Raw genomic sequence first — 19,455 nt, 5'->3', positions numbered from 1 at the left:
ACAAAAACACTGCAAAAGTTATGGATGAAAAAAATTCACAAACGTATAATTTTTTATTGAAATCCCAAGCTTCAAATTCTCTGATCGTGTACTTGATTCTACAGGTGCATTGAGCTTAAAAGAAATTCCTAAGAAGCTTGTTGTAATCGGTGGAGGTTATGTTGGAACGGAGCTAGGAACTGCTTTTGCTAACTTCGGTACTGAAGTTACGTTCCTTGAAGGTGCAAAAGATATCCTTGGCGGGTTTGAAAAACAAATGACACAAGTTGTGAAAAAACGTCTTAAGAAAAAAGGTGTTACCATTGTTACAGAAGCAGTGGCTAAAGGCGTTGAAGAAACAAAAGACGGTGTGAAAGTTAGCTATGAAGCAAAAGGTAAAGAAGAAACTCTTGAAGCGGACTACGTACTTGTTACAGTCGGCCGTAAGCCAAATACGGAAGAAATCGGCTTAGAGCAAGTTGGTATCGAACTTGATGAGAGAGGTCGCGTTAAAACAGATAAGCAGTGTCGTACATCTGTAGACAACATTTATGCGATTGGCGACATCACTGCAGGTCCGCCACTTGCCCATAAAGCTTCTTATGAAGGTAAAATTGCAGCAGAAGTAATCAGTGGTGAGAAGTCTGAAGTTGACTATATCGGCGTTCCTGCAGTAGCCTTTACGGAACCGGAACTAGCAACTGTTGGATTATCTGAACAAGAAGCGAAAGATAAAGGCTTTAACGTAAAAGTCGGCAAATTCCCGTTCGCAGCGAATGGACGTGCATTGGCTCTAAACGAATCAGACGGTTTCTTGAAACTGATCACTCGTAAAGAAGACGGTCTTGTCCTCGGTGGTCAAATTGCTGGACCGAACGCAAGTGACATGATTTCTGAAATCGGTCTTGCAGTTGAATCTGGCATGACAGCCGAAGATATCGCATTAACCATCCACGCTCACCCGACACTAGGTGAAATTACGATGGAAGCTGCAGAAGTAGGACTTGGAAAACCAGTACACATGCTATAAAAACAGAGAAAAATGACGGCTATTGAGTTAGCCGTCATTTTTTATTTGCAGGTCTAGCCACGTCCGGCTCCAGCGCCCAGCAACTATCAAACTTCACACTCCTCCAATCGATAAGTCAACATCAACTCACTGCGTTCGTTGTGTTTCCTTTATCTCATTCCGGAGTGCTCCAGTTTGTACGTTGCTAAACGGGCGCTTCCGCCTTTGCTCTTTAATACTGGAAAGTTTTTCATTGTCATCCATTCTAATCATTACTATAATGTAAACCAAAGAGAACATCGGGAGGATACAAAAAATGAAGCGATTAATTTTCCTGCTTATTTTCGCGCTTGCTTTATCAGCCTGCTCGGCAAATGAAGCAGAAGAGCCGGATGATTCGGCGAGTGAAAATACAAATCAACAAACAGAGGAAGAAATGGAACATAAAGACGAAAGAGAGGAGGAAGAGGAACCTGCAAAGGATGAAGAATCCGAAATAGAAGTAGACGCAGAAGCAGCGAATGAGCCGCAGTACTATGTAGCTGAGGATGCAAGTGTCGTCCCTTTAGAAGAAGATATCGATGAAAATGTTGTACTTTTAACGATTGATGATGCTCCAGCGGAATATGCTTTAGAAATGGCGGAAACATTACAGGAATTGGAAGCAGGTGCAATTTTCTTTGTGAATGGTCACTTCCTTGATACACCGGAAGAGGAAGAAGCCTTGAGACAACTCCATGAAATGGGATTTCCAATCGGGAATCATACGTATAATCATCCTTTAATCCCCGATTTACCAGAAGAAGAACAAAAAGAAGAGATCGTAAGTTTGAATGATCGAGTGGAAGAAATTATTGGAGAAAGACCGAAATTCTTCCGAGCTCCTAACGGGATGAATACCGACTATTCTGAGCAAGTTGTTGTTGACGAAGGTATGATATTAATGAATTGGACATATGGATACGATTATTTCGAGCCCTATATGGATGCAGATAAATTAGCTGAAGCGATGATCTCAGGTGAAGGTCCTGAAGTTGATGTCGATTATTCCTTGCTGAAGCCGGGAGCAAATTTATTAATGCATGACAGGGAATGGACGAATGAGGCGCTTGAGAGAATTGTTAATGGACTAAGAGACAGTGGGTATGAAATTGTTGATCCACATCTTATCCAAACATTAGATGAAGCAAGTGAAAAAGAATAAATAATCATATGAAATGGAAATAAAGGGAGGAAAAAAATAAATGGAGTTTGAAACTCGAGTAACAAAGTTGCTAAATATTAAATATCCAATCATCCAAGGAGGGCTTGCTTACTTAGCTTATTCCGACCTTGCCGCAGCCGTTTCTAATGCAGGCGGTCTCGGACAGATTACCGCGATGACGTTACCTTCACCAGAAGCATTACGCGAAGAAATACGAAAAATGAAATCATTAACGGATAAACCGTTTGGAGTGAATTATGCAATTGGGCAACACGGCAGATCGTATGAAGATATGGTCCAAGTTGCCATAGATGAGGAGGTTCCGGTTATTTCTGTCACTGGAGGTAATCCTAAGGGTGTGCTCGATATGGTAGATAATCATCCAATAAAGAAACTAGTCCTTGTAGCTGCTAGGAGACAGGCGAAGAAAGCGGAAGAACTCGGTGCAGACGCTGTGATGGTTGTGGGGCAAGAAGGCGGAGGGCATTTGGGTCGTTCCGATGTTGGTACCTTTATTCTTACACCACAGGTTGTTGATCACATATCAATACCAGTAATTGCATCGGGTGGGATAGCCGATGGGCGAGGTTTTATGGCAGCGTTAAGCCTCGGAGCAGAGGGGATTGAAATGGGAACCCGCTTCATTGCAACGAAAGAGTGCCTTGCTCATGACAATTATAAACAAGCAATACTGAATGCAGAAGAAGAGGATACAACCGTTATTAAACGTTCGATTGGGGCTCCTGCCAGAGTGTTAAAGGGACCTTTTGCCGAGAAAATCCTTGAAATAGAAAAGCAGCAACAAGGGTATGAATCATTAAAGGATTACATAAGCGGAAAGGTTAATCATCACTATATCCAAGAAGGCGATGATACAGAAGGGTTTGGTTGGGCCGGACAATCTGCTGCAAGGATACATGATGTTCCGACAGTGGAAAGTTTAATTCAGTCTCTTATAAAAGAAGCAACAGAAATACGTGAACAATGGGCAAAGTGAGGGAAATTTATGAGTTATTCCTATCCAATTGATGAAACGTGGTCACAGCAGGAAATTGTCGATGTCGTTAATTTTTTTAACCTAATTGAGCAAGCGTATGAGAACCAGGTTCGAAGGGATGACATTATTGCTCTATACCGGCGCTTTAAGGAAATTGTCCCGTCTAAATCAGAGGAGAAACAATTATTCGCTACATTTACAAAAGCATCGGGCTACGCACCTTATCCTGTAGTGAAACAAGCAAGAAATCCAGAAGTGAAAAATATTCGAATGTAAAAAATGCTGGGACATATGTTGCCGTCCCAGCATTTTTTAGCGTTCTTTTACAGCTAATTGATAGAAGGGGATGAGTTCATCGTACGTCGAGATGATCGTATCGAGTAATTGCTGTCCGTCCTGAACCCGTTCATCATCCATCTTTAAGTTTCTGCCGATTAAAAACTCTGCTTTTTTCACATCGCGAAAACGTTCCAGCAGTGATTTCTCTAGTTCATCCAGGGCTATAGAGTTTTTCTCCATATGGTCTATTGAGATAACAAAATCACTTGGCAATTTTTTAATCGCTTCGAAGTTGTTTATAAAGCTTTGAGCGATTTTTTGTTTGTTCGGTAATTCGTAAACATGTGCCAGCCAAATAAAAACGCGGTCATCAAACAGGCCTACTTGAAAGTGTGGATGCTTTTTATAACCTCGTTTATTATCGCAAATTGCGAGCCATGTATCTTTTGGAGGATTAACTGTTCTTCTAGCATGTTTTGCAATATGTAAATACATTTCATTTCCAAGCTTCATGGATAGATTATCTTTTAAAATTTCTCCGAGTTCACGAAATTTCGGTTGAATGCGAGTCTGTATTGCTTCCATGCGTGCCTCCAAGCCATCGATATGGAATGTGTCAAAATCAGTTTGTTTAAAACCATTAAAATCCATTTGTGTCATCCTTTCTGATGAATGATAACTTAACTTTTGCACCTAAAAATGAATGTAAATCATCCTTAACAAGCATCTACAGTCTTTAAAATATGAACTTAAACATAATTAGTAAAAGGCTTTTCAAAATAAACAGATGGTTACTTTCATTCAGCGTAAGTGCAACCTTCTCCTGGAGGTCCGCAGTCCAGACACCTCTCGCTTTCCGCAGGCGGCTGGTGAGCCTCCTCGTACGCTTTGCGTACTGCGGGGTCTCACCTATGCCTTTCCTCATGCAGGAGTCTCGAGGTGTCTGGACTGCTCCGAGAAAAGGCCGAGTTTGGAGCACTACTTTTCATTTTAGTAAGAGGGCACCTATCATGGTGGGATATTTTCCATTAATAACAATCCTCTCTACCAGTTCAGTTGCCCGGTGGACGGTGACTCCTGCGGGAATAGCACGAGTCCGGAGACCCCTTAGTGCTCAGCCCGAGGCAGACTAAGAACGCTCTCGTATGTAGCAACGTCTGACATTAACGTCCTGTCTTCGGCTGTGCCCGCGGAAAGCATCTGTCCACCGGGCAACTGAACGACGATTAGAACGCTATAATTAGTGAACGAACCAGGCACTTATGCTGAATGAAAGTAATAATACTACTTTTGGTTACTTTTGAAATAGAGTTGTTAGGAAAATAGAACAAACAGTTAGCATTTTGTCCGTAAGCCTAATCGATTGCTGGGTATACTAATTAAATGAAGCGATAGCTAACGGTTTCAGACTGTGAAAGCCGAGTAATAATAATTATTAAGTAATGGATTCGATTTGTCAATGAATTAATATTACATAGACGATTCGCTTGTATCTAAGAGGACAAACCCATTAGAATAGAGGTTTTTAGCCAATTGAATGTTTAAATTGTAAAGGATATGGGAAAACCTAATTTAAGAAGCTAGTTCTAAATATTGGCGAACTTCCTTTAAGAAATCTTCATAAACTAAATTAAAAGAGCCATCGTAATCACTTAGAGAGGTGTGATTAGAATGAAATATCTAATGCAAGCAATCGAAAAACAAGAAGCTAAACTTAAACTGCCGGTAATTCGAATGGAAATAGATTATGAATTAATGAATCTTTACGAAGCCATGGAGGCAGGAGATAAAACGGAAATAATCAAAGTTAAGCAGAGGCTTAGCTCGTTACGTCACCAGCTGATTGAAATTACAAAAAGTGAAAATAAGTAAATAGGAGGACTTCGTATTTATTACGGTATCATTGCGGTGGTCAAATAAATACGAAGTCCTTTCATTATGACTTGGCCAGTACGTTTGGTACAATGAGTGGAAAGAGAGAGATTTGGGGGGAATAGACACATGGATAAAATAAATCGAGACAAACTTTATCTGGACGCCAAAGCTTGGGTGTTGGAAGCTGGTGAACAGATAAGAAATAAAATAAATGAACCACGAGTTATTGAAACGAAATCAAACCCGGATGATCTCGTAACTGAAATGGATAAACAAACAGAGAAGTTTCTTGTTGAGAAAATTAAAGCAACTTATTCAGATCATTATATTATTGGTGAGGAAGGATACGGCGATGAGCTTACTTCTTTACAAGGCACTGTCTGGATAATCGATCCAATCGATGGAACGATGAATTTTGTTCATCAGCAGAAGAACTTTGCGATTTCCGTCGCGGTCTTTCATGATGGAATTGGTGAAATTGGATTGATTTATGATGTGATGGCTGATGAATTGTACCATGCTAAGCGTTCCGAGGGTGCTTTCAAGAATGAGGAATTGTTGCCAGAACCGAGACAAGACTTAAAACTCGAAGAATCAATTGTTGATATGAACCATTATTTCCTCTGTCCGAATCGGATTGTTGATGAGAAAATTATGCATCAGATGATTCGTACTGTGCGAGGAAGCCGGACGTACGGTTCTGCGGCGCTTGAGTTAGCCTATGTTGCTGAGGGAATAATTGATGCCTATTTATCCATGCGTCTTGCTCCATGGGATATCGCGGCTGGTGTAGTGATCGTTAATGAAGTTGGAGGAAATGTGACAACATTAGACGGAGACGAATTGAATATGCTCGGAAATAATTCTATTTTAGCATGTAATCCAAAAATTCAAGAGCAATTACTTGCGTTTATAAAAAATGGCCGAAAGTGACTGTGTATGCACGCAGTCACTTTTGCTTTTTCTTGAGGGCAAGTCCATAACCCATCAAACCGAATCCGAGTAAAATGAATAAAATAATCAAGGGAACACTGCGTAAAGCGACAGCGAATCCTACCGCTATAAACATAAAGACAACTAATAAGGCCAAACTAAAGAATTTCCAATTAAACGTTTCCATGTTTACACCCCGATTTCTATTAACCATCTGTAGTATATCGGAAAACGAGGAATACTTCAAAGATGTAAAAAAAAATTTGCTTCTGTTATTTATCTATGCTACTATAAATAAGCAGTTTTTGCTGAGGAACGTATACAAGATTTCTGAAAGCCAGAAAGTACTTGACGAAGAGACTCAATCATGCTATAATTTAGTAGTTGAATGAGATTTATATGATCTAAAGACAAGCAGAAGCACCCGCTTCTCACCTGCTCGACACCATTTGTGTAGTTGACTGGTTTCTCTCAAGATATTAATGATTAATTGACAGGGAAACGTGTGGGTGCATTTTGTACCGACACTTTTTTTATGTGAGTAAATAGATTGTCTGAAAAGATCAGCAACAAAAATATTCGGAGGTGGCTTGAGATTAGCAAAGAGAGTTTAAATGTAAATGAAAGAATCCGCGCAAGGGAAGTACGTCTAATCGATTCCAATGGTGAACAACTAGGTGTGAAATCGCATAAAGAAGCTATGCAAATTGCTCAGACGAGGAATTTAGACTTGGTTTTAGTGGCACCTAATGCAAAACCACCAGTTGCCCGTATTATGGATTACGGAAAATACCGTTTCGAAATGCAGAAGAAAGAAAAAGAAGCACGGAAGAAACAACGAGTTATTAACGTGAAAGAAGTACGGCTTACACCAGGAATTGGCGATCATGACTTTGAAACGAAACTGAAAAATGCTCGGAAATTCTTGGAAAAGGGCGACAAGGTGAAGGTAGCTGTGCGCTTCCGCGGAAGAGCTATTACTCATAAGGGGCTTGGCCGTGATGTCCTTGACCGCTTTGCTGAAGAAGTAAAAGATATTGCAATCGTTGAACAGAAGCCTAAGATGGAAGGGCGTAATATGTTCATGATGGTTGCGCCATCAACTGAAAAATAAGATACGTTATTTTCTTAGTAAGAAATACTGCTTAATTTTACTTTAGGAGGAAATTCGGATGCCAAAAATGAAAACCCACAGAGGGTCTCAAAAACGTTTTAAAAGAACTGGAACTGGAAAATTGAAAAGATCTCATGCATATACAAGTCACTTATTTGCAAACAAATCACAAAAACAAAAACGTAAACTTCGTAAAAGTGCGGTCGTTTCCCGTGGAGATCAAAGACGCATTGATTCCATGATTCCTTAAGTCATGGAAATACTGAAATAAATTTGGATTAGAATTGTACTAGGAGGGAATTTAAAATGGCACGTGTAAAAGGTGGAACAGTAACACGCAAACGTCGCAAACGCGTCCTTAAATTAGCTAAAGGATATTATGGTTCGAAAAGTAATTTATTTAAAGTAGCAAAACAACAGGTGATGAAATCAGGTCAGTATGCATATCGTGACCGCAGACAGAAGAAACGTGATTTCCGTAAATTATGGATTGCACGTATTAACGCAGCTGCGCGTATGAATGATATGTCATACAGCAAATTAATGCATGGTTTGAAATTAGCTGGTGTTGATATTAACCGTAAGATGCTTTCTGAACTAGCGGTAAACGATGCACAAGCATTTACACAGTTAACGGATAAAGCTAAAGAAGCTTTAAGCAAATAATAAAAAGGTCAAATTCCAACTCAAACGGAATTTGACCTTTTTTTAAAATTAAAATTTTCTTCCCAAGGTTCGTAGTTCCGATACTTTTCGCTTTCCGAGGGCGTTCGGCAAGCCACTGGCGCACAGAACGTGCTAATACAGGCGTTGCCAAAGGACTGGCGTTCTTAGTCTGCCACGCGCTATCGTGCTGCGGTATCTTTCAAGGCCTATGAACCCCTGAGAAGTCTCAAGGTATCGGGACTCCAGAATTTGGAGAGAAAGTTACTCCTTCATCACAGTTAGGGGAATTCCTTCCCTCCCCCACTGAATGTTAGTTGAACCGAATCAGGAATTTACGGACTGTATATCCCCCACCTTAACATTTTGGCTCTCCCTCTTGTTTAGAGGTGGGGGTATGACGGACCGTTAATACGTGATAAAATTACATCATAATAGCTAAAGGAGATTTTTTATGAATGATTCTATGTTGGTTTATGTTCTAGTTGTAAATATTTTTACGCTTTTTCTGATGAGAATTGATAAGCAGAAGGCGATCAAGCAACAGTTTCGTATTCCAGAAAGGACTTTCTTTCTGTTATCATTTTTAGGTGGTGCGCTTGGTACATATATCGGCATGCAACTGTTTCGTCATAAAACAAAACACGCATCGTTCACAGTCGGAATCCCAGTGCTGATCATTTGGAATGCTGGTGCTTTTATCTACCTATTCGTAAACATGTCATAATCGGCTCATTGCCTAACATATAATAAATGGTAAAGCGAATACGAAGAAGGAGGAGGAGCATGGAGGCATTAGGAGCGAATCTTCTCACCTATGTTGAGCTTGGCGGCTTGTTTGCACCAGTCCTATTCATTTGTTTTCATTTACTCCGACCATTATTTTTTATTCCTGTCGTTTTTATCTGTATCTCGGGCGGAATATTTTTCGGACCGTTTGCAGGTGGTTTGTATTCTTTAATCGGTATTACGTTATCAAGTATTTTATTTTACGGAATCTATACGAAAATGCCGAATGCAATGGAACGCATTTTTCGTATAAAGCAGCGTTTGCTGGGAGACAACAAAGAACTTACAAAGTCTCAAATTCTGTTACTTCGATTAGTGCCCTTTATTCATTTTCATTTATTATCCCTTTGTCTGATTGAAATTTCGACCAGCTTCAGAGATTATACAAGAACTTCACTCCTTACAAACATTCCACTCGCCTTCATTTATACATCAATTGGCGGAACCTTTTCTACCTTGTCCCCTTATACAATCACCGGATTAATGGTAATTCTACTTGTCTTTCTCTATCTATTACGCAGGAAAGAAATCATTATCAAATGGCAGGATTTTTTCTCCATGGAACAACCAAAGCACACATCGAAAGCTTGATGTGTGCTTTGTTTTGCATAGGAAACTATGAGACATAAATGCTATAGATAACTTAGATAACCAGGGCAAGCCACGTCCGCTCTGCGCCCAGCAACTAGCAAACTTCACCCTCCTCCAATCGATAAGTCAACATCAACTCACAACTAAAGGAGGGCCGCCTAAGTACGGGCTAAAGCCCAACAGCGGCATACCCCTAAAGGGGCATGTTTCCTTTATCTCATTCCGGAGTGCTCCAGTTTGTACGTTGCTAAACGGGCGCTTGCGCCTGTTTTATTCTAAGGGGGTTAACACAAGTTCGCTGATCGGATGTTTCCATTCAATTTTCGCATAAGGATAACGTATTAATAATTCATTTTCTAAAAAGTATAGATCTTCTCGGGTAATCCCATTCAAGTCAATTGGATGGCAGACAGTGACATGGATATTCGTTACCTCAAATGAATCTTCAGCAATACCGACATATTTTTCCCCGACAAATGTACAGCCCTTATATACGAAACGTAAATTCTTTTTACTGTTCTTTGGTTCATCATCAAGGTAGAATTGGTTTAGGTCTTTAGCGATCCGTATTTTTCTATCCGAACTTCTTAAGTATTCAATCCAAGTATAAACAAGGAGAATAATTGCAAGCAGAATAAGAATACGAAATAATAGTACAAGCATGTGTAATCGTCTCCTTACTTGTTATATAATTCAAGTACGAAAGGAAGAGGGGAAAGGTTTCACTTTTTTAAAAAACATAAGATAAAATGAGGTGCAGAGAATTGAATTGGGGAAAACTTTATAATATGCAGCAGGAATTGGACAATTATATTGCCGATAATCATGAGTTGGAAGGGAAAGATTTATATCATGAAAGACATTTGGCTTTCCTTGTAGAGCTTGGGGAGCTTGCAAATGAAACTCGTTGCTTTAAATTTTGGAGTAAGAAGGAACCGAGTGAAAGAGAAGTAATTCTTGCGGAATATGTGGATGGGATTCATTTTCTCTTATCAATCGGTTTAGAGAAAGGTTATAGATATGAAGGTGTAGAAGCCGCCGGAACAGAAAATGACTTGACAAAACAATTTAATCACGTCTTTATTGTAGCAGCAATCTTTAATCAGCATTCAACAGAAGAAGGATACGTTCAATTATTTAAGGAATTTATCCATTTAGGTAAATTGCTCGGATTTAACGAAGAGGATATTTATAATGCCTACTTGGAGAAAAATGAAATAAATTACGAACGGCAAGACCAAGGATATTAAAAGGAACTATAAGTCCACCCATATCCGCATAATGATAAGCAAAATTTACGGAAACTCTAATTTTTTATTATGTAAATAAAAAACGCCTAAACCCATATATATATCAAAGGATTAGGCGTTATTATGGGACATGTAGGGATCGAACCTACGACCCACTGATTAAGAGTCAGTTGCTCTACCGACTGAGCTAATGTCCCGTCAACTATTTAATGATATCACATAATGAAAAGAGATGCAAGACATTTATTAGCTTTTTTCTACTAAAAAAATCGTTCTGTGGGAGTATTTGTTAAGATTAATTTACTTTCGTTTTTTTAATGAAGAAAGTTGAGTATAATAGGTTTATACTTTAAGTTACAGTAAAGGAGAGATATTAAACGATGTTGAAAGATTTGACCGACGCGAATGGTATCCCGGGAAATGAGAGAGAAGCGAGAGAAGTATTTGAAAAGTATATTACGCCCTACGCAGATGAAATGATAACAGATAACTTAGGCAGCTCCATTGCAAAAAAGATTGGAGACGAAAATGGACCAAAAATTATGGTAGCTGGTCATTTAGATGAGATAGGCTTCATGGTTACGCGTATTGATGATAAAGGGTTCATTTACTTCCAAACGGTTGGTGGTTGGTGGAACCAAGTCATGCTTGCCCAGCGTGTGACGATTATGGGTTCAAAAGGAAATGTCACCGGTGTTATCGGTTCAAAACCACCGCACGTGCTCTCAGCAGAAGCGCGTAAGAAGCCATATGAGATAAAGGATATGTTTATCGACATCGGGGCATCGAGTAAGAAGGAAGCAGAAGAATTTGGTGTTCTGCCGGGTCAATCGATTGTTCCCTATTTTGAATTTACACAATTAAAAAATGAGAAAATGCTGATGGCGAAAGCTTGGGATAACCGAATTGGTTTAGCTATTGCTATCGAGGTATTAGAACAACTTCAAGACGTAGATCATCCAAATATCGTCTACGGTGTCGGAACGATTCAGGAAGAAGTTGGGCTTCGTGGGGCGAAAACAGCAGCACATAAAATTGAACCAGATATCGGCTTTGGTGTTGATGTGGGGATTGCTGGTGACACACCAGGCATCTCTGATAAGGAAGCGGATAGTAAGTTGGGGGATGGGCCACAAATTGTTCTCTATGACGCTTCGATGGTCTCCCACAAAGGCTTACGGGATTTAGTTGTGAAAACAGCGGATGAACAAGGGATTCCTTACCAGTATACGTCAATTGCCGGCGGTGGAACGGATTCCGGCTCCATTCATTTAACTGCAAATGGAGTACCTTCTTTATCTATAACAGTTGCAACTCGTTATATTCATTCTCACGCAGCAATTTTACATCGTGACGACTTTGAAAATGCGGTTAAATTAATTGTAGAAGTTATTAAACAACTTGATAAGGATAAGGTGAAAGAACTTATACTCGCATAACAATAGAAAAAAACAAGGTGTGCATCGACACCTTGTTTTTTTATCAGGCTAAATAATTGTTCATCACTTTTGTTACATAATTTCTTGTTTCATTGAATGGTGGAATGCCACCGTGTTTATCGACATTTCCTGGGCCGGCATTATATGCCGCGAGAGCAAGCTCCATATTTTGATTATAACGGTCCAGCATTTGTCTTAAATATTTTGTGCCGCCTAAAATATTTTCCCGTGGGTCATAGGAGTTAGCAACACCTAAACCTCTTGCAGTACCCGGCATTAATTGCATAAGACCCTTAGCACCGGCACCACTTGTTGCACGAGGATTAAAGCCGGACTCCGCTTGGATCACACTTCGGATCAGCCGCTTATCAATATTGTATTTCTCGCTCGCTTCAACGATATAATGATCAAAAGCAGTTGCCTTCAAAGGGGACGAACGGTTAGCCTGATGACTCGGTTGGCTCAAATTATCCGGCCGTTGAAAAGGTACCGATCCAAGAGAGGATAGAGCAGGTGGTGTGAGCGCCCTTGCTTGGTCGATTTTACTCTGTAGTAATTGATTGAAAGTAAGTTCTGCAAAAGATGAACTGGAGTGTGCACTGCCTGAGTTCATTGTTTGCATAGCTTGTAGCTGCATAAGCTGGTTTAAGTCTCTGATTTCCAATATAATCCCTACTTTCTCTACTACAATCTTACTAGGATTTCGCACATATTTCAATCGTTAAAAGGGACATAAGGCGTTTATTTTACGCCGTCATGTCCCAATTTGTTCATTATTTTCCCAAATCTTCTTTTGTCGGTCCCATGACTCCTGGAACTTTAAGTCCCGCTTGGCGAAGGAGTACTGTCATTTGACCGCGATGGTGAGTCTGGTGATCGATTAATGTACGAAGAATCGCTCCCCGGGCTGTTGGCCTGCCATGCTGATCCACTTCCTCGGTTAAACTTTCATCAGAAAATGCAAGCGATACTTTTTCGGCAATTTCACTACTCACTGCTTCGTATCCTTCTGCGATTTCTTTAGCTGTGCTAGGAAGTTTTCCTGAATCTCCCACATTGTTCAGTTCCAGTCCTAACAGACCTGCAAAATAAGCGGGAGCGGTTGCCAAATGCCAGCCTAACCATCTTAACGTGTTATGCCCTTTTACAATTGCTTGATCCAATGTTTCATCTGTTACTGCTTCGAGAACTCGCAACGTTCCTGCGCTTGCACCTTGCCAATCTTGAAGAAAATCTTCTACTTTCCGATACATTGAATAACCCCTTTCACTTTTGGTTATCCATAGTTTATCAAGAATATCGCGAAAGTAGTAGGGAAAAGCATCCTTAGGAGCCTGCAGTAGCTTGCTTTACACCAGATTCTAGTGATTCTACCATGTCTTGCTTCATTGTTTGGTCAGCTTGCTGCCAGATTAACTCAAACAATACACCAAGTCCTGGCAACATTTTTTCTTCTCCATTTTGTATCGCATCTACAATCGTTGCTTCCAGTTGGGATTGATCATTTGTCGATATATTACTGAGAATTGCTTTGCGTAAATTTAAATCCATTTTGTTTACCTCCTTAGTTCTTTGATTCATGAAATTAGTTTGACCAAATGGTTCCTAAATATGTATGATAAGAAAAAAGAACAGGATAAGGATGAAGACGTTGATTACATCATTGACAAACGGAAAAGTTAAGGCTTGGAGAAAGCTTCACAAACGAAAAGGGCGCAAAGAACAGCAAATGTTTCTCGTTGAAGGGTCACATCTTGTGGAAGAAGCCTGGAAAAGCGGACAGGAAATAGTAGAAATCATCATGGAGGAGAGTGTTCCGCTTCCTGCTTGGAGTAATGACCTTCCTGTAGAGCGTGTTTCTAAACAAGTATTTGAACATATCTCTCAGACGACAACACCCCAAGGAATAGCGGCTGTTATTATGATGCAGCCGCATAGAAGTGTCACGGGTAATCAGCTTGTGATGCTTGATGCGATACAGGATCCTGGAAATTTAGGGACAATTATTCGTACGGCAGACGCTGCTGGTATGGATGCTGTCATTCTGGGTAAAGGTACAGTTGATTTATACAATGATAAAGTCATCCGTTCAACTCAAGGTTCACTCTTTCATATCCCAGTTTTTGAAGCTGATTTGACAGAAGAAATATCTTCATTGAAAGGGAGAGGGTATGAGATATGGGCAACTGCACTGGAAGATGCGCGTTATTATCAGGAGATGAAGACGCCGGATAAAATTGGACTAGTACTTGGAAATGAAGGGGCGGGCGTTCAGCAAGAATTGCTTAAGCAGGCGGATAAACGGGTGAAAATCCCAATCTACGGAAAAGCAGAATCATTGAACGTGAGCATTGCTGCAGGTATCCTCATGTATCGCCTGAAAGAATAGGCTTGCAAGCTGCAAGAAAATTATCTATAATGGATGAAGTGAAGCGTTAATTGATTGTATAAATAAATGAATGAATAGAAAATGTGTTGAAAGAGCTAGGTTATATCCATGACGGTAATGCAGGGAGGAAATGTCTGAGACTGAAAACATTTCTATTACTGGGATAGGACCATTTCACTCTGGAGCAGGCACTTGGACCTTGTTTCGTACAAGTAAAGGTGCGCCCGGATTTTATAATCCGTTATCAAAATGTGAGTTGGACAATATATATGTTGTCAACAAGGGTGGTACCGCGAAATAATAGCCTCGTCCCTTTATTGGGATGGGGCTTTTTTTAATTGTTTAAAAGTATTCTAAGGAGGGTTCACACATGAAGGAGCAGTTGGAGACAATACAGCAAGAAGCACTTGCTAAAATTGAAGATGCTGAAGGAATGACAAGCCTTCAAGATATTCGAGTCGCTTATTTAGGGAAGAAGGGTTCGATCACGAAGGTCTTAAAAGGAATGGGACAGCTTTCCCCAGAAGAGCGTCCAGTTATTGGAGAAATGGCTAATAAAGTACGTAATATCATCACCGAAGCAATTGAAGAGAAGGCCGCTAAACTAGAGGAGGCCGCTTTGAATGAACAGTTAGAAGCGGAAACGATTGATGTGACACTACCGGGTCGTAAGGTCAACGTTGGAGGACCGCATCTCTTAACAAGTATTGTGGAGGAAATCGAGGATTTATTCATCGGTATGGGCTATGAGATCAAGGAAGGCCCAGAGGTAGAAACAGATTATTATAACTTCGAAGCACTTAATTTACCGAAAGATCACCCGGCCCGCGATATGCAGGATTCATTCTATATTACGAACGAGTTATTGCTACGTACACATACTTCTCCTGTTCAAGCACGAACAATGGAAAGTTATAAAGGCGAACGGCCATTTAAAATGATTTGTCCGGGGAAAGTATATCGTCGAGATAGCGATGATGCAACACACTCCCATCAATTTACACAAATTGAAGGTCTACTCGTCGATAAAAACGTCCGGATGAGTGATTTAAAAGGAACATTAGATAAATTTGCTAAACAGATGTTTGGAAAAGACCGCGAAATTCGTCTCCGTCCAAGCTACTTCCCATTTACAGAGCCATCTGTGGAAATGGATATTTCCTGTAAAGTCTGTAATGGTGATGGGTGTAGTGTATGTAAAGGAACAGGCTGGATTGAAATATTAGGTGGCGGAATGGTCCATCCGAAAGTTTTGGAAATGGGCGGATATGATCCGAGCGTATACAGCGGTTTTGCTTTTGGAATGGGTCCAGAGCGAATTGCTATGTTGAAATATGGTGTAAGTGATATTCGTAGCTTCTATATGAACGATATCCGATTCTTAAAACAGTATCATCACGCATAGGGAGGAAAAAATAAGTGTACGTATCCTATAACTGGTTAAATAATTATGTTGATTTAGGAGATATTTCTCCAGAAGAGCTTGCAGAGCGAATTACAAAGTCTGGAATTGAAGTGGAAGGAATTGAGTATGTCGGAGAAAAGGTGAACGATGTTGTTGTCGGACACGTCCTAACTTGTGAGCAGCATCCGAATGCCGACAAATTAAATCTTTGCCAAGTAGATGTTGGAACAGAAACCTTACAAATTATATGCGGCGCCCCGAACGTGGCTGCTGGTCAAAAAGTTGTCGTAGCCAAGCCCGGTGCTGTCTTACCAGGTAATTTTAAAATTAAAAAAGTGAAATTACGTGGCGTGGAATCAAATGGGATGATTTGCTCTTTACAGGAATTGGGAGTGAAAGAAAAGTTCGTTCCCCAAGAATTCGTAGACGGTATTTACGTTTTCCAGGATGAAGTAGAAATAGGTGAGGATGTTACTCCGCTTCTCAACTTAAACGATGCGGTATTTGAACTCGATGTACTTGCCAATCGGGCAGATGCGTTAAGCATGATGGGGGTAGCGTATGAAGTAGCAGCTATTCTTGATGAACAAGTCACATATCCAGATGAAACGATCGAAAGTAATGAAAGTGAGTGTGCGGAAGATTATATAACCGTAGAAGTGGCAGCTCAAGAGTTAAACAAATATTACGGGGCATTTATCATTAAAGATGTTGTGATTAAGCCTTCTCCTTTATGGATACAGAACTATTTACTTGCAGCTGGTATCCGTCCGATTAATAATGTAGTTGATATTACGAACTATGTCTTGCTCGAATACGGCCAACCACTTCATGCGTTTGATTATGATAGATTTGCATCAAACACGGTGTTGGTTAGACGTGCGAATGAAGGGGAAGAAATTGTTACCCTTGATGGTCAGACTCGCAAATTGACGCGTGAGAATCTTGTCATTACCAATGGTTCGGTACCGACTGCGCTTGCTGGAGTAATGGGTGGACTTGATTCGGAGGTAACGGATGAGACGTCGACTATTTTACTAGAAGCAGCCTATTTTGACGGTACGACTGTCAGAAAGACAGTTAAACAAACTGGTTTACGGAGCGACTCAAGTACCCGCTTTGAAAAAGGAGTTGACCCGAAACGGGTAAGAAAAGCCGGCGAAAGAGCTTGCCATCTACTTGAAAAATATGCAGATGGAAAAGTTTTGCAAGGTTTAAGTGAATATGATGGTCTTGATTATTCGGAGAAAACAGTTGTCATTGAAACGGATCGTGTGAATGAAAGACTTGGTTCCTCTATGAAAAATGAGGAGATTGCTGACATCTTGCATAGATTGCAATTCATTTTTGAGCAAGATGGCACAACATTCACGATTCAAGTACCGACAAGAAGACAGGATATTACAATCTTTGAGGATATGCTTGAGGAGATCGCTCGTATTTATGGCTATGATAACTTGCCGTACACCTTACCTAAAGGGGAAGGGCAAGTAGGTGGCCTGAATCACGTACAGCAATTAAAACGAAATATCAAATCATTACTTGAGGGATTAGGATTAATGGAAAACAAAACCTATTCCTTGACGGATGAACATGATATTGAGAAATTAATCAGCCCGGAGATTATCAAAAAGTCACCAGTTCCAATTGCACTGGCTAGGCCGATGAGTGAGGATCATAAATATCTCCGTCTAAGCATACTCCCAGGGCTTCTTCAATCCCTATCATATAATCAAGCAAGAAACCAGATGAATATTGCTTATTATGAAATTGGGTCAATTTTTGTATCTGAAGAAGAACAAATTACGAAGCAACCGGAAGAAATTCTTCGTGCTGCAGGTGCGATAACGGGGAACTGGGTTGACCATCCATGGCAAGGGGAAGTAAAACCGGTGGACTTCTATGTTGTAAAAGGAATTGTTGAAGGGTTATTTGAACAGTTGAAGTTATCTATCCAATTTGAACCGGTAAAGCTTGAGGATATGCACCCAGGCCGCACAGCGGTAATTAAACGAAACGGTCAGGTTATCGGTTTCCTCGGGCAGGTTCACCCACTCCTTGCAAAAAGGTTAGATTTAAAGGAAACTTATGTATTTGATATCAATTTAGATGCAGTATTTGCAGCGTATGAAAATGAACCGAGCTATACAGAAATTCCAAGATACCCAGCGATTTCACGGGATATTGCCTTTATCCTCGATAAGGAAGTTTTAGCAGGCGACGTTCAAGCAAGAATTGCCGAAACCGGTGCACCATTAGTAAAGTCTGTTGCTGTATTTGATGTTTATGAAGGGGAACATTTAGAGGCTGGTAAGAAGTCAATCGCTTATCATCTCGTTTACCAGGATCCGGAGAAAACATTGAAAGACGAAGAAGTAGAAGCATCTTATCAGGAAATTGTAAAAGCCATATCCGATGAATTTAATGGTTATGTAAGATCTTAAAAAACCAAAAAGCGTTGTAGCCTGGATTATTAGTCCGCTACAACGCTTTTACTTCTTCAATACGTAACGATAAACCTAATGAAACATCCACAGTCGTTGAAGAATATAACCAGACATACTTAAATTTTTTCAAAACGGAACGACAACGACTTATACTTTCATTCAGCGTAAGTATTTTGTGCATTCATTTTATTGGCGTTCTAATTACCGTTCAGTTGCCCGGCGGACGGATGCGCATCCTAAGGCACAGCCGAAGCCTCGACGCACAGGACGTTAATGTCAGACGTTGCCACAGGACGTGGCGATCTTAGTCTGCCTCGGAAGAAAACCGCTTCCTGCTCAGGTCTGGACTCGTGCTATTCCCGCAAGAGTCACCGTCCACCGGGCAATTGAACTGGTCTAAAGGATTATTTTAAAAAGAAATTATTCCGTTATGATAAGGATTGTACTTCTGGAATATTAAACAGTAATCCAAATCACGCTATTCCTCGGAGCAGTCCAGACACCTCGAGACTCCAGCAGGAGGAAAGGCATAGGTGAGACCCCGCAGTACGCAAAGCATACGAGGAGTAACCCGGCCGCCTGCGGAAAGCGAGAGGTGTCTGGACTGCGGACCTCCAGAAGTAAGTAGCACACACTTACGCTGAATGAAGATATTAGTTGGAAAGCGGAGGAAGCTATGAGAGTTATGTAGAGCGAAATGTCAGTTATTCGGATTGCACTAAGGGAAGGGATTGTCTCAGACTGCAAAAGCAGGGGTAATTATAATACTTCTTTTTAGAAACAAAAAATGATATGATAAATGGTAGTGATTTTGGCGGGGGGATCAACATGACAGAACGTGAAAAGAACAGGATTACAGTGGAAATCAATAACAGAACATATACAATCATGGGTAATGAACCAGCAAGTCATGTGAAGTTGGTCGCGAGTCTTGTTGATCAGAAAATGAATGAAATTAAAGACCATAATCCGCATTTAGATACAACAAGGCTGGCCGTACTCACAGCTGTAAATACGATGAACGATTATGTGAAATTGAAAGAAGACTACGCAAAATTAGTCGGATCAATTGCGAGGAAAGAGGAAAAATAA

General features: G+C 40.4%; 22 protein-coding genes, 1 tRNA gene, 1 pseudogene and 1 other annotated feature. Of the genes and pseudogenes, 17 read left to right on the top strand and 7 right to left on the bottom strand.

The features are described 5' to 3' along the window. From IEX94_RS10105 to IEX94_RS10090, 4 genes and pseudogenes are all read left to right on the top strand, one after another. Positions 1-1,009 (top strand): annotated as a pseudogene (locus IEX94_RS10105) (dihydrolipoyl dehydrogenase); the annotation flags it as partial. A gap of 295 nt (positions 1,010-1,304) precedes the next feature. Continuing rightward, on the top strand, positions 1,305-2,192 hold the full coding sequence (locus tag IEX94_RS10100) for a polysaccharide deacetylase family protein (protein WP_188857066.1): 888 nt from the start codon (positions 1,305-1,307) through the stop codon (positions 2,190-2,192). Positions 2,193-2,232: 40 nt separating this feature from the next. Continuing rightward, positions 2,233-3,189, top strand: coding sequence for an NAD(P)H-dependent flavin oxidoreductase (locus IEX94_RS10095; RefSeq protein WP_188857065.1), 957 nt, complete (start codon positions 2,233-2,235; stop codon positions 3,187-3,189). A 9-nt stretch (positions 3,190-3,198) separates the two neighbouring features. Then, positions 3,199-3,465 (top strand): UPF0223 family protein, encoded by a 267-nt coding sequence (locus IEX94_RS10090; RefSeq protein ID WP_188857064.1) that lies wholly within the window; start codon positions 3,199-3,201, stop codon positions 3,463-3,465. Positions 3,466-3,501: 36 nt separating this feature from the next. Here the strand turns inward: IEX94_RS10090 and IEX94_RS10085 are convergent, their stop codons facing one another. Continuing rightward, positions 3,502-4,119, bottom strand: coding sequence for a YktB family protein (locus IEX94_RS10085; protein ID WP_188857063.1), 618 nt, complete (start codon positions 4,117-4,119; stop codon positions 3,502-3,504). A 1,020-nt stretch (positions 4,120-5,139) separates the two neighbouring features. On the opposite strand from IEX94_RS10085, the gene IEX94_RS10080 reads away from it, so the two are divergent. Together IEX94_RS10080 and IEX94_RS10075 are read left to right on the top strand one after the other, a co-directional pair. After that, complete coding sequence (locus IEX94_RS10080) at positions 5,140-5,340, top strand: YkzI domain-containing protein (protein WP_188857062.1); 201 nt, start codon at positions 5,140-5,142, stop codon at positions 5,338-5,340. A gap of 129 nt (positions 5,341-5,469) precedes the next feature. Continuing rightward, the gene (locus IEX94_RS10075; protein WP_188857061.1) at positions 5,470-6,276 is read left to right on the top strand and encodes an inositol monophosphatase family protein; all 807 of its coding nucleotides are present in this window, start codon (positions 5,470-5,472) and stop codon (positions 6,274-6,276) included. A gap of 16 nt (positions 6,277-6,292) precedes the next feature. Here the strand turns inward: IEX94_RS10075 and IEX94_RS10070 are convergent, their stop codons facing one another. Beyond that, positions 6,293-6,463, bottom strand: coding sequence for a DUF5325 family protein (locus IEX94_RS10070; RefSeq protein ID WP_188857060.1), 171 nt, complete (start codon positions 6,461-6,463; stop codon positions 6,293-6,295). A 219-nt stretch (positions 6,464-6,682) separates the two neighbouring features. Beyond that, positions 6,683-6,816, top strand: a sequence feature (ribosomal protein L20 leader region). Between the two features lie 10 nt (positions 6,817-6,826). Here IEX94_RS10070 and infC point away from each other — a divergent pair. From infC to IEX94_RS10045, 5 genes are all read left to right on the top strand, one after another. Next, complete coding sequence (gene infC, locus IEX94_RS10065; RefSeq protein ID WP_188857059.1) at positions 6,827-7,390, top strand: translation initiation factor IF-3; 564 nt, start codon at positions 6,827-6,829, stop codon at positions 7,388-7,390. 58 nt (positions 7,391-7,448) lie between these two features. Next, entirely contained in the window at positions 7,449-7,640 is a 192-nt protein-coding gene (rpmI, locus tag IEX94_RS10060) for a 50S ribosomal protein L35 (RefSeq protein WP_188857058.1), read from the top strand. Positions 7,641-7,696: 56 nt separating this feature from the next. Next, the gene (rplT, locus tag IEX94_RS10055; RefSeq protein ID WP_156857990.1) at positions 7,697-8,056 is read left to right on the top strand and encodes a 50S ribosomal protein L20; all 360 of its coding nucleotides are present in this window, start codon (positions 7,697-7,699) and stop codon (positions 8,054-8,056) included. Between the two features lie 451 nt (positions 8,057-8,507). Beyond that, on the top strand, positions 8,508-8,780 hold the full coding sequence (locus IEX94_RS10050) for a DUF1294 domain-containing protein (protein ID WP_188857057.1): 273 nt from the start codon (positions 8,508-8,510) through the stop codon (positions 8,778-8,780). 59 nt (positions 8,781-8,839) lie between these two features. Further along, on the top strand, positions 8,840-9,433 hold the full coding sequence (locus tag IEX94_RS10045; RefSeq protein ID WP_188857056.1) for a TVP38/TMEM64 family protein: 594 nt from the start codon (positions 8,840-8,842) through the stop codon (positions 9,431-9,433). A gap of 270 nt (positions 9,434-9,703) precedes the next feature. Here IEX94_RS10045 and IEX94_RS10040 read toward each other — a convergent pair whose 3' ends face one another. Further along, positions 9,704-10,096, bottom strand: a complete 393-nt coding sequence (locus IEX94_RS10040) for a sigma-w pathway protein ysdB (RefSeq protein ID WP_188857055.1) — start codon at positions 10,094-10,096, stop codon at positions 9,704-9,706. Positions 10,097-10,197: 101 nt separating this feature from the next. Here IEX94_RS10040 and IEX94_RS10035 point away from each other — a divergent pair, with 101 nt between their 5' ends. Then, the gene (locus IEX94_RS10035; protein WP_188857054.1) at positions 10,198-10,683 is read left to right on the top strand and encodes a dUTP diphosphatase; all 486 of its coding nucleotides are present in this window, start codon (positions 10,198-10,200) and stop codon (positions 10,681-10,683) included. Positions 10,684-10,807: 124 nt separating this feature from the next. Here IEX94_RS10035 and IEX94_RS10030 read toward each other — a convergent pair. Next, positions 10,808-10,880: transfer RNA gene (locus IEX94_RS10030), tRNA-Lys, on the bottom strand. A 183-nt stretch (positions 10,881-11,063) separates the two neighbouring features. Here IEX94_RS10030 and IEX94_RS10025 point away from each other — a divergent pair. Further along, positions 11,064-12,122 carry a M42 family metallopeptidase gene (locus IEX94_RS10025; RefSeq protein WP_188857053.1) on the top strand — a complete coding sequence of 353 codons (1,059 nt, stop codon included), beginning with the start codon at positions 11,064-11,066 and terminating at the stop codon, positions 12,120-12,122. 43 nt (positions 12,123-12,165) lie between these two features. On the opposite strand, the gene IEX94_RS10020 is transcribed toward IEX94_RS10025, so the two are convergent. The 3 genes from IEX94_RS10020 to sspI all read right to left on the bottom strand — a co-directional run bounded on the left by IEX94_RS10020 (position 12,166) and on the right by sspI (position 13,673). Then, positions 12,166-12,786, bottom strand: a complete 621-nt coding sequence (locus IEX94_RS10020) for a lytic transglycosylase domain-containing protein (RefSeq protein WP_229782661.1) — start codon at positions 12,784-12,786, stop codon at positions 12,166-12,168. Between the two features lie 109 nt (positions 12,787-12,895). Then, positions 12,896-13,375 (bottom strand): DinB family protein, encoded by a 480-nt coding sequence (locus tag IEX94_RS10015; protein ID WP_188857052.1) that lies wholly within the window; start codon positions 13,373-13,375, stop codon positions 12,896-12,898. A gap of 73 nt (positions 13,376-13,448) precedes the next feature. Next, positions 13,449-13,673, bottom strand: coding sequence for a small acid-soluble spore protein SspI (gene sspI, locus IEX94_RS10010; RefSeq protein WP_156857849.1), 225 nt, complete (start codon positions 13,671-13,673; stop codon positions 13,449-13,451). A gap of 100 nt (positions 13,674-13,773) precedes the next feature. On the opposite strand from sspI, the gene IEX94_RS10005 reads away from it, so the two are divergent. From IEX94_RS10005 to zapA, 4 genes are all read left to right on the top strand, one after another. After that, positions 13,774-14,511, top strand: coding sequence for a TrmH family RNA methyltransferase (locus IEX94_RS10005; RefSeq protein WP_188857051.1), 738 nt, complete (start codon positions 13,774-13,776; stop codon positions 14,509-14,511). Positions 14,512-14,881: 370 nt separating this feature from the next. Next, complete coding sequence (gene pheS, locus IEX94_RS10000; protein WP_188857050.1) at positions 14,882-15,916, top strand: phenylalanine--tRNA ligase subunit alpha; 1,035 nt, start codon at positions 14,882-14,884, stop codon at positions 15,914-15,916. A 14-nt stretch (positions 15,917-15,930) separates the two neighbouring features. After that, positions 15,931-18,360, top strand: a complete 2,430-nt coding sequence (gene pheT, locus IEX94_RS09995) for a phenylalanine--tRNA ligase subunit beta (RefSeq protein ID WP_188857049.1) — start codon at positions 15,931-15,933, stop codon at positions 18,358-18,360. Between the two features lie 831 nt (positions 18,361-19,191). Continuing rightward, on the top strand, positions 19,192-19,455 hold the full coding sequence (zapA, locus tag IEX94_RS09990) for a cell division protein ZapA (protein ID WP_188857048.1): 264 nt from the start codon (positions 19,192-19,194) through the stop codon (positions 19,453-19,455).

It is taken from the genome of Oceanobacillus indicireducens (genome assembly GCF_014647195.1).
GTDB classification, from domain to species: Bacteria; Bacillota; Bacilli; order Bacillales; family Amphibacillaceae; genus Oceanobacillus; species Oceanobacillus indicireducens.
This window is presented reverse-complemented; position numbering and strand designations above follow the sequence as displayed.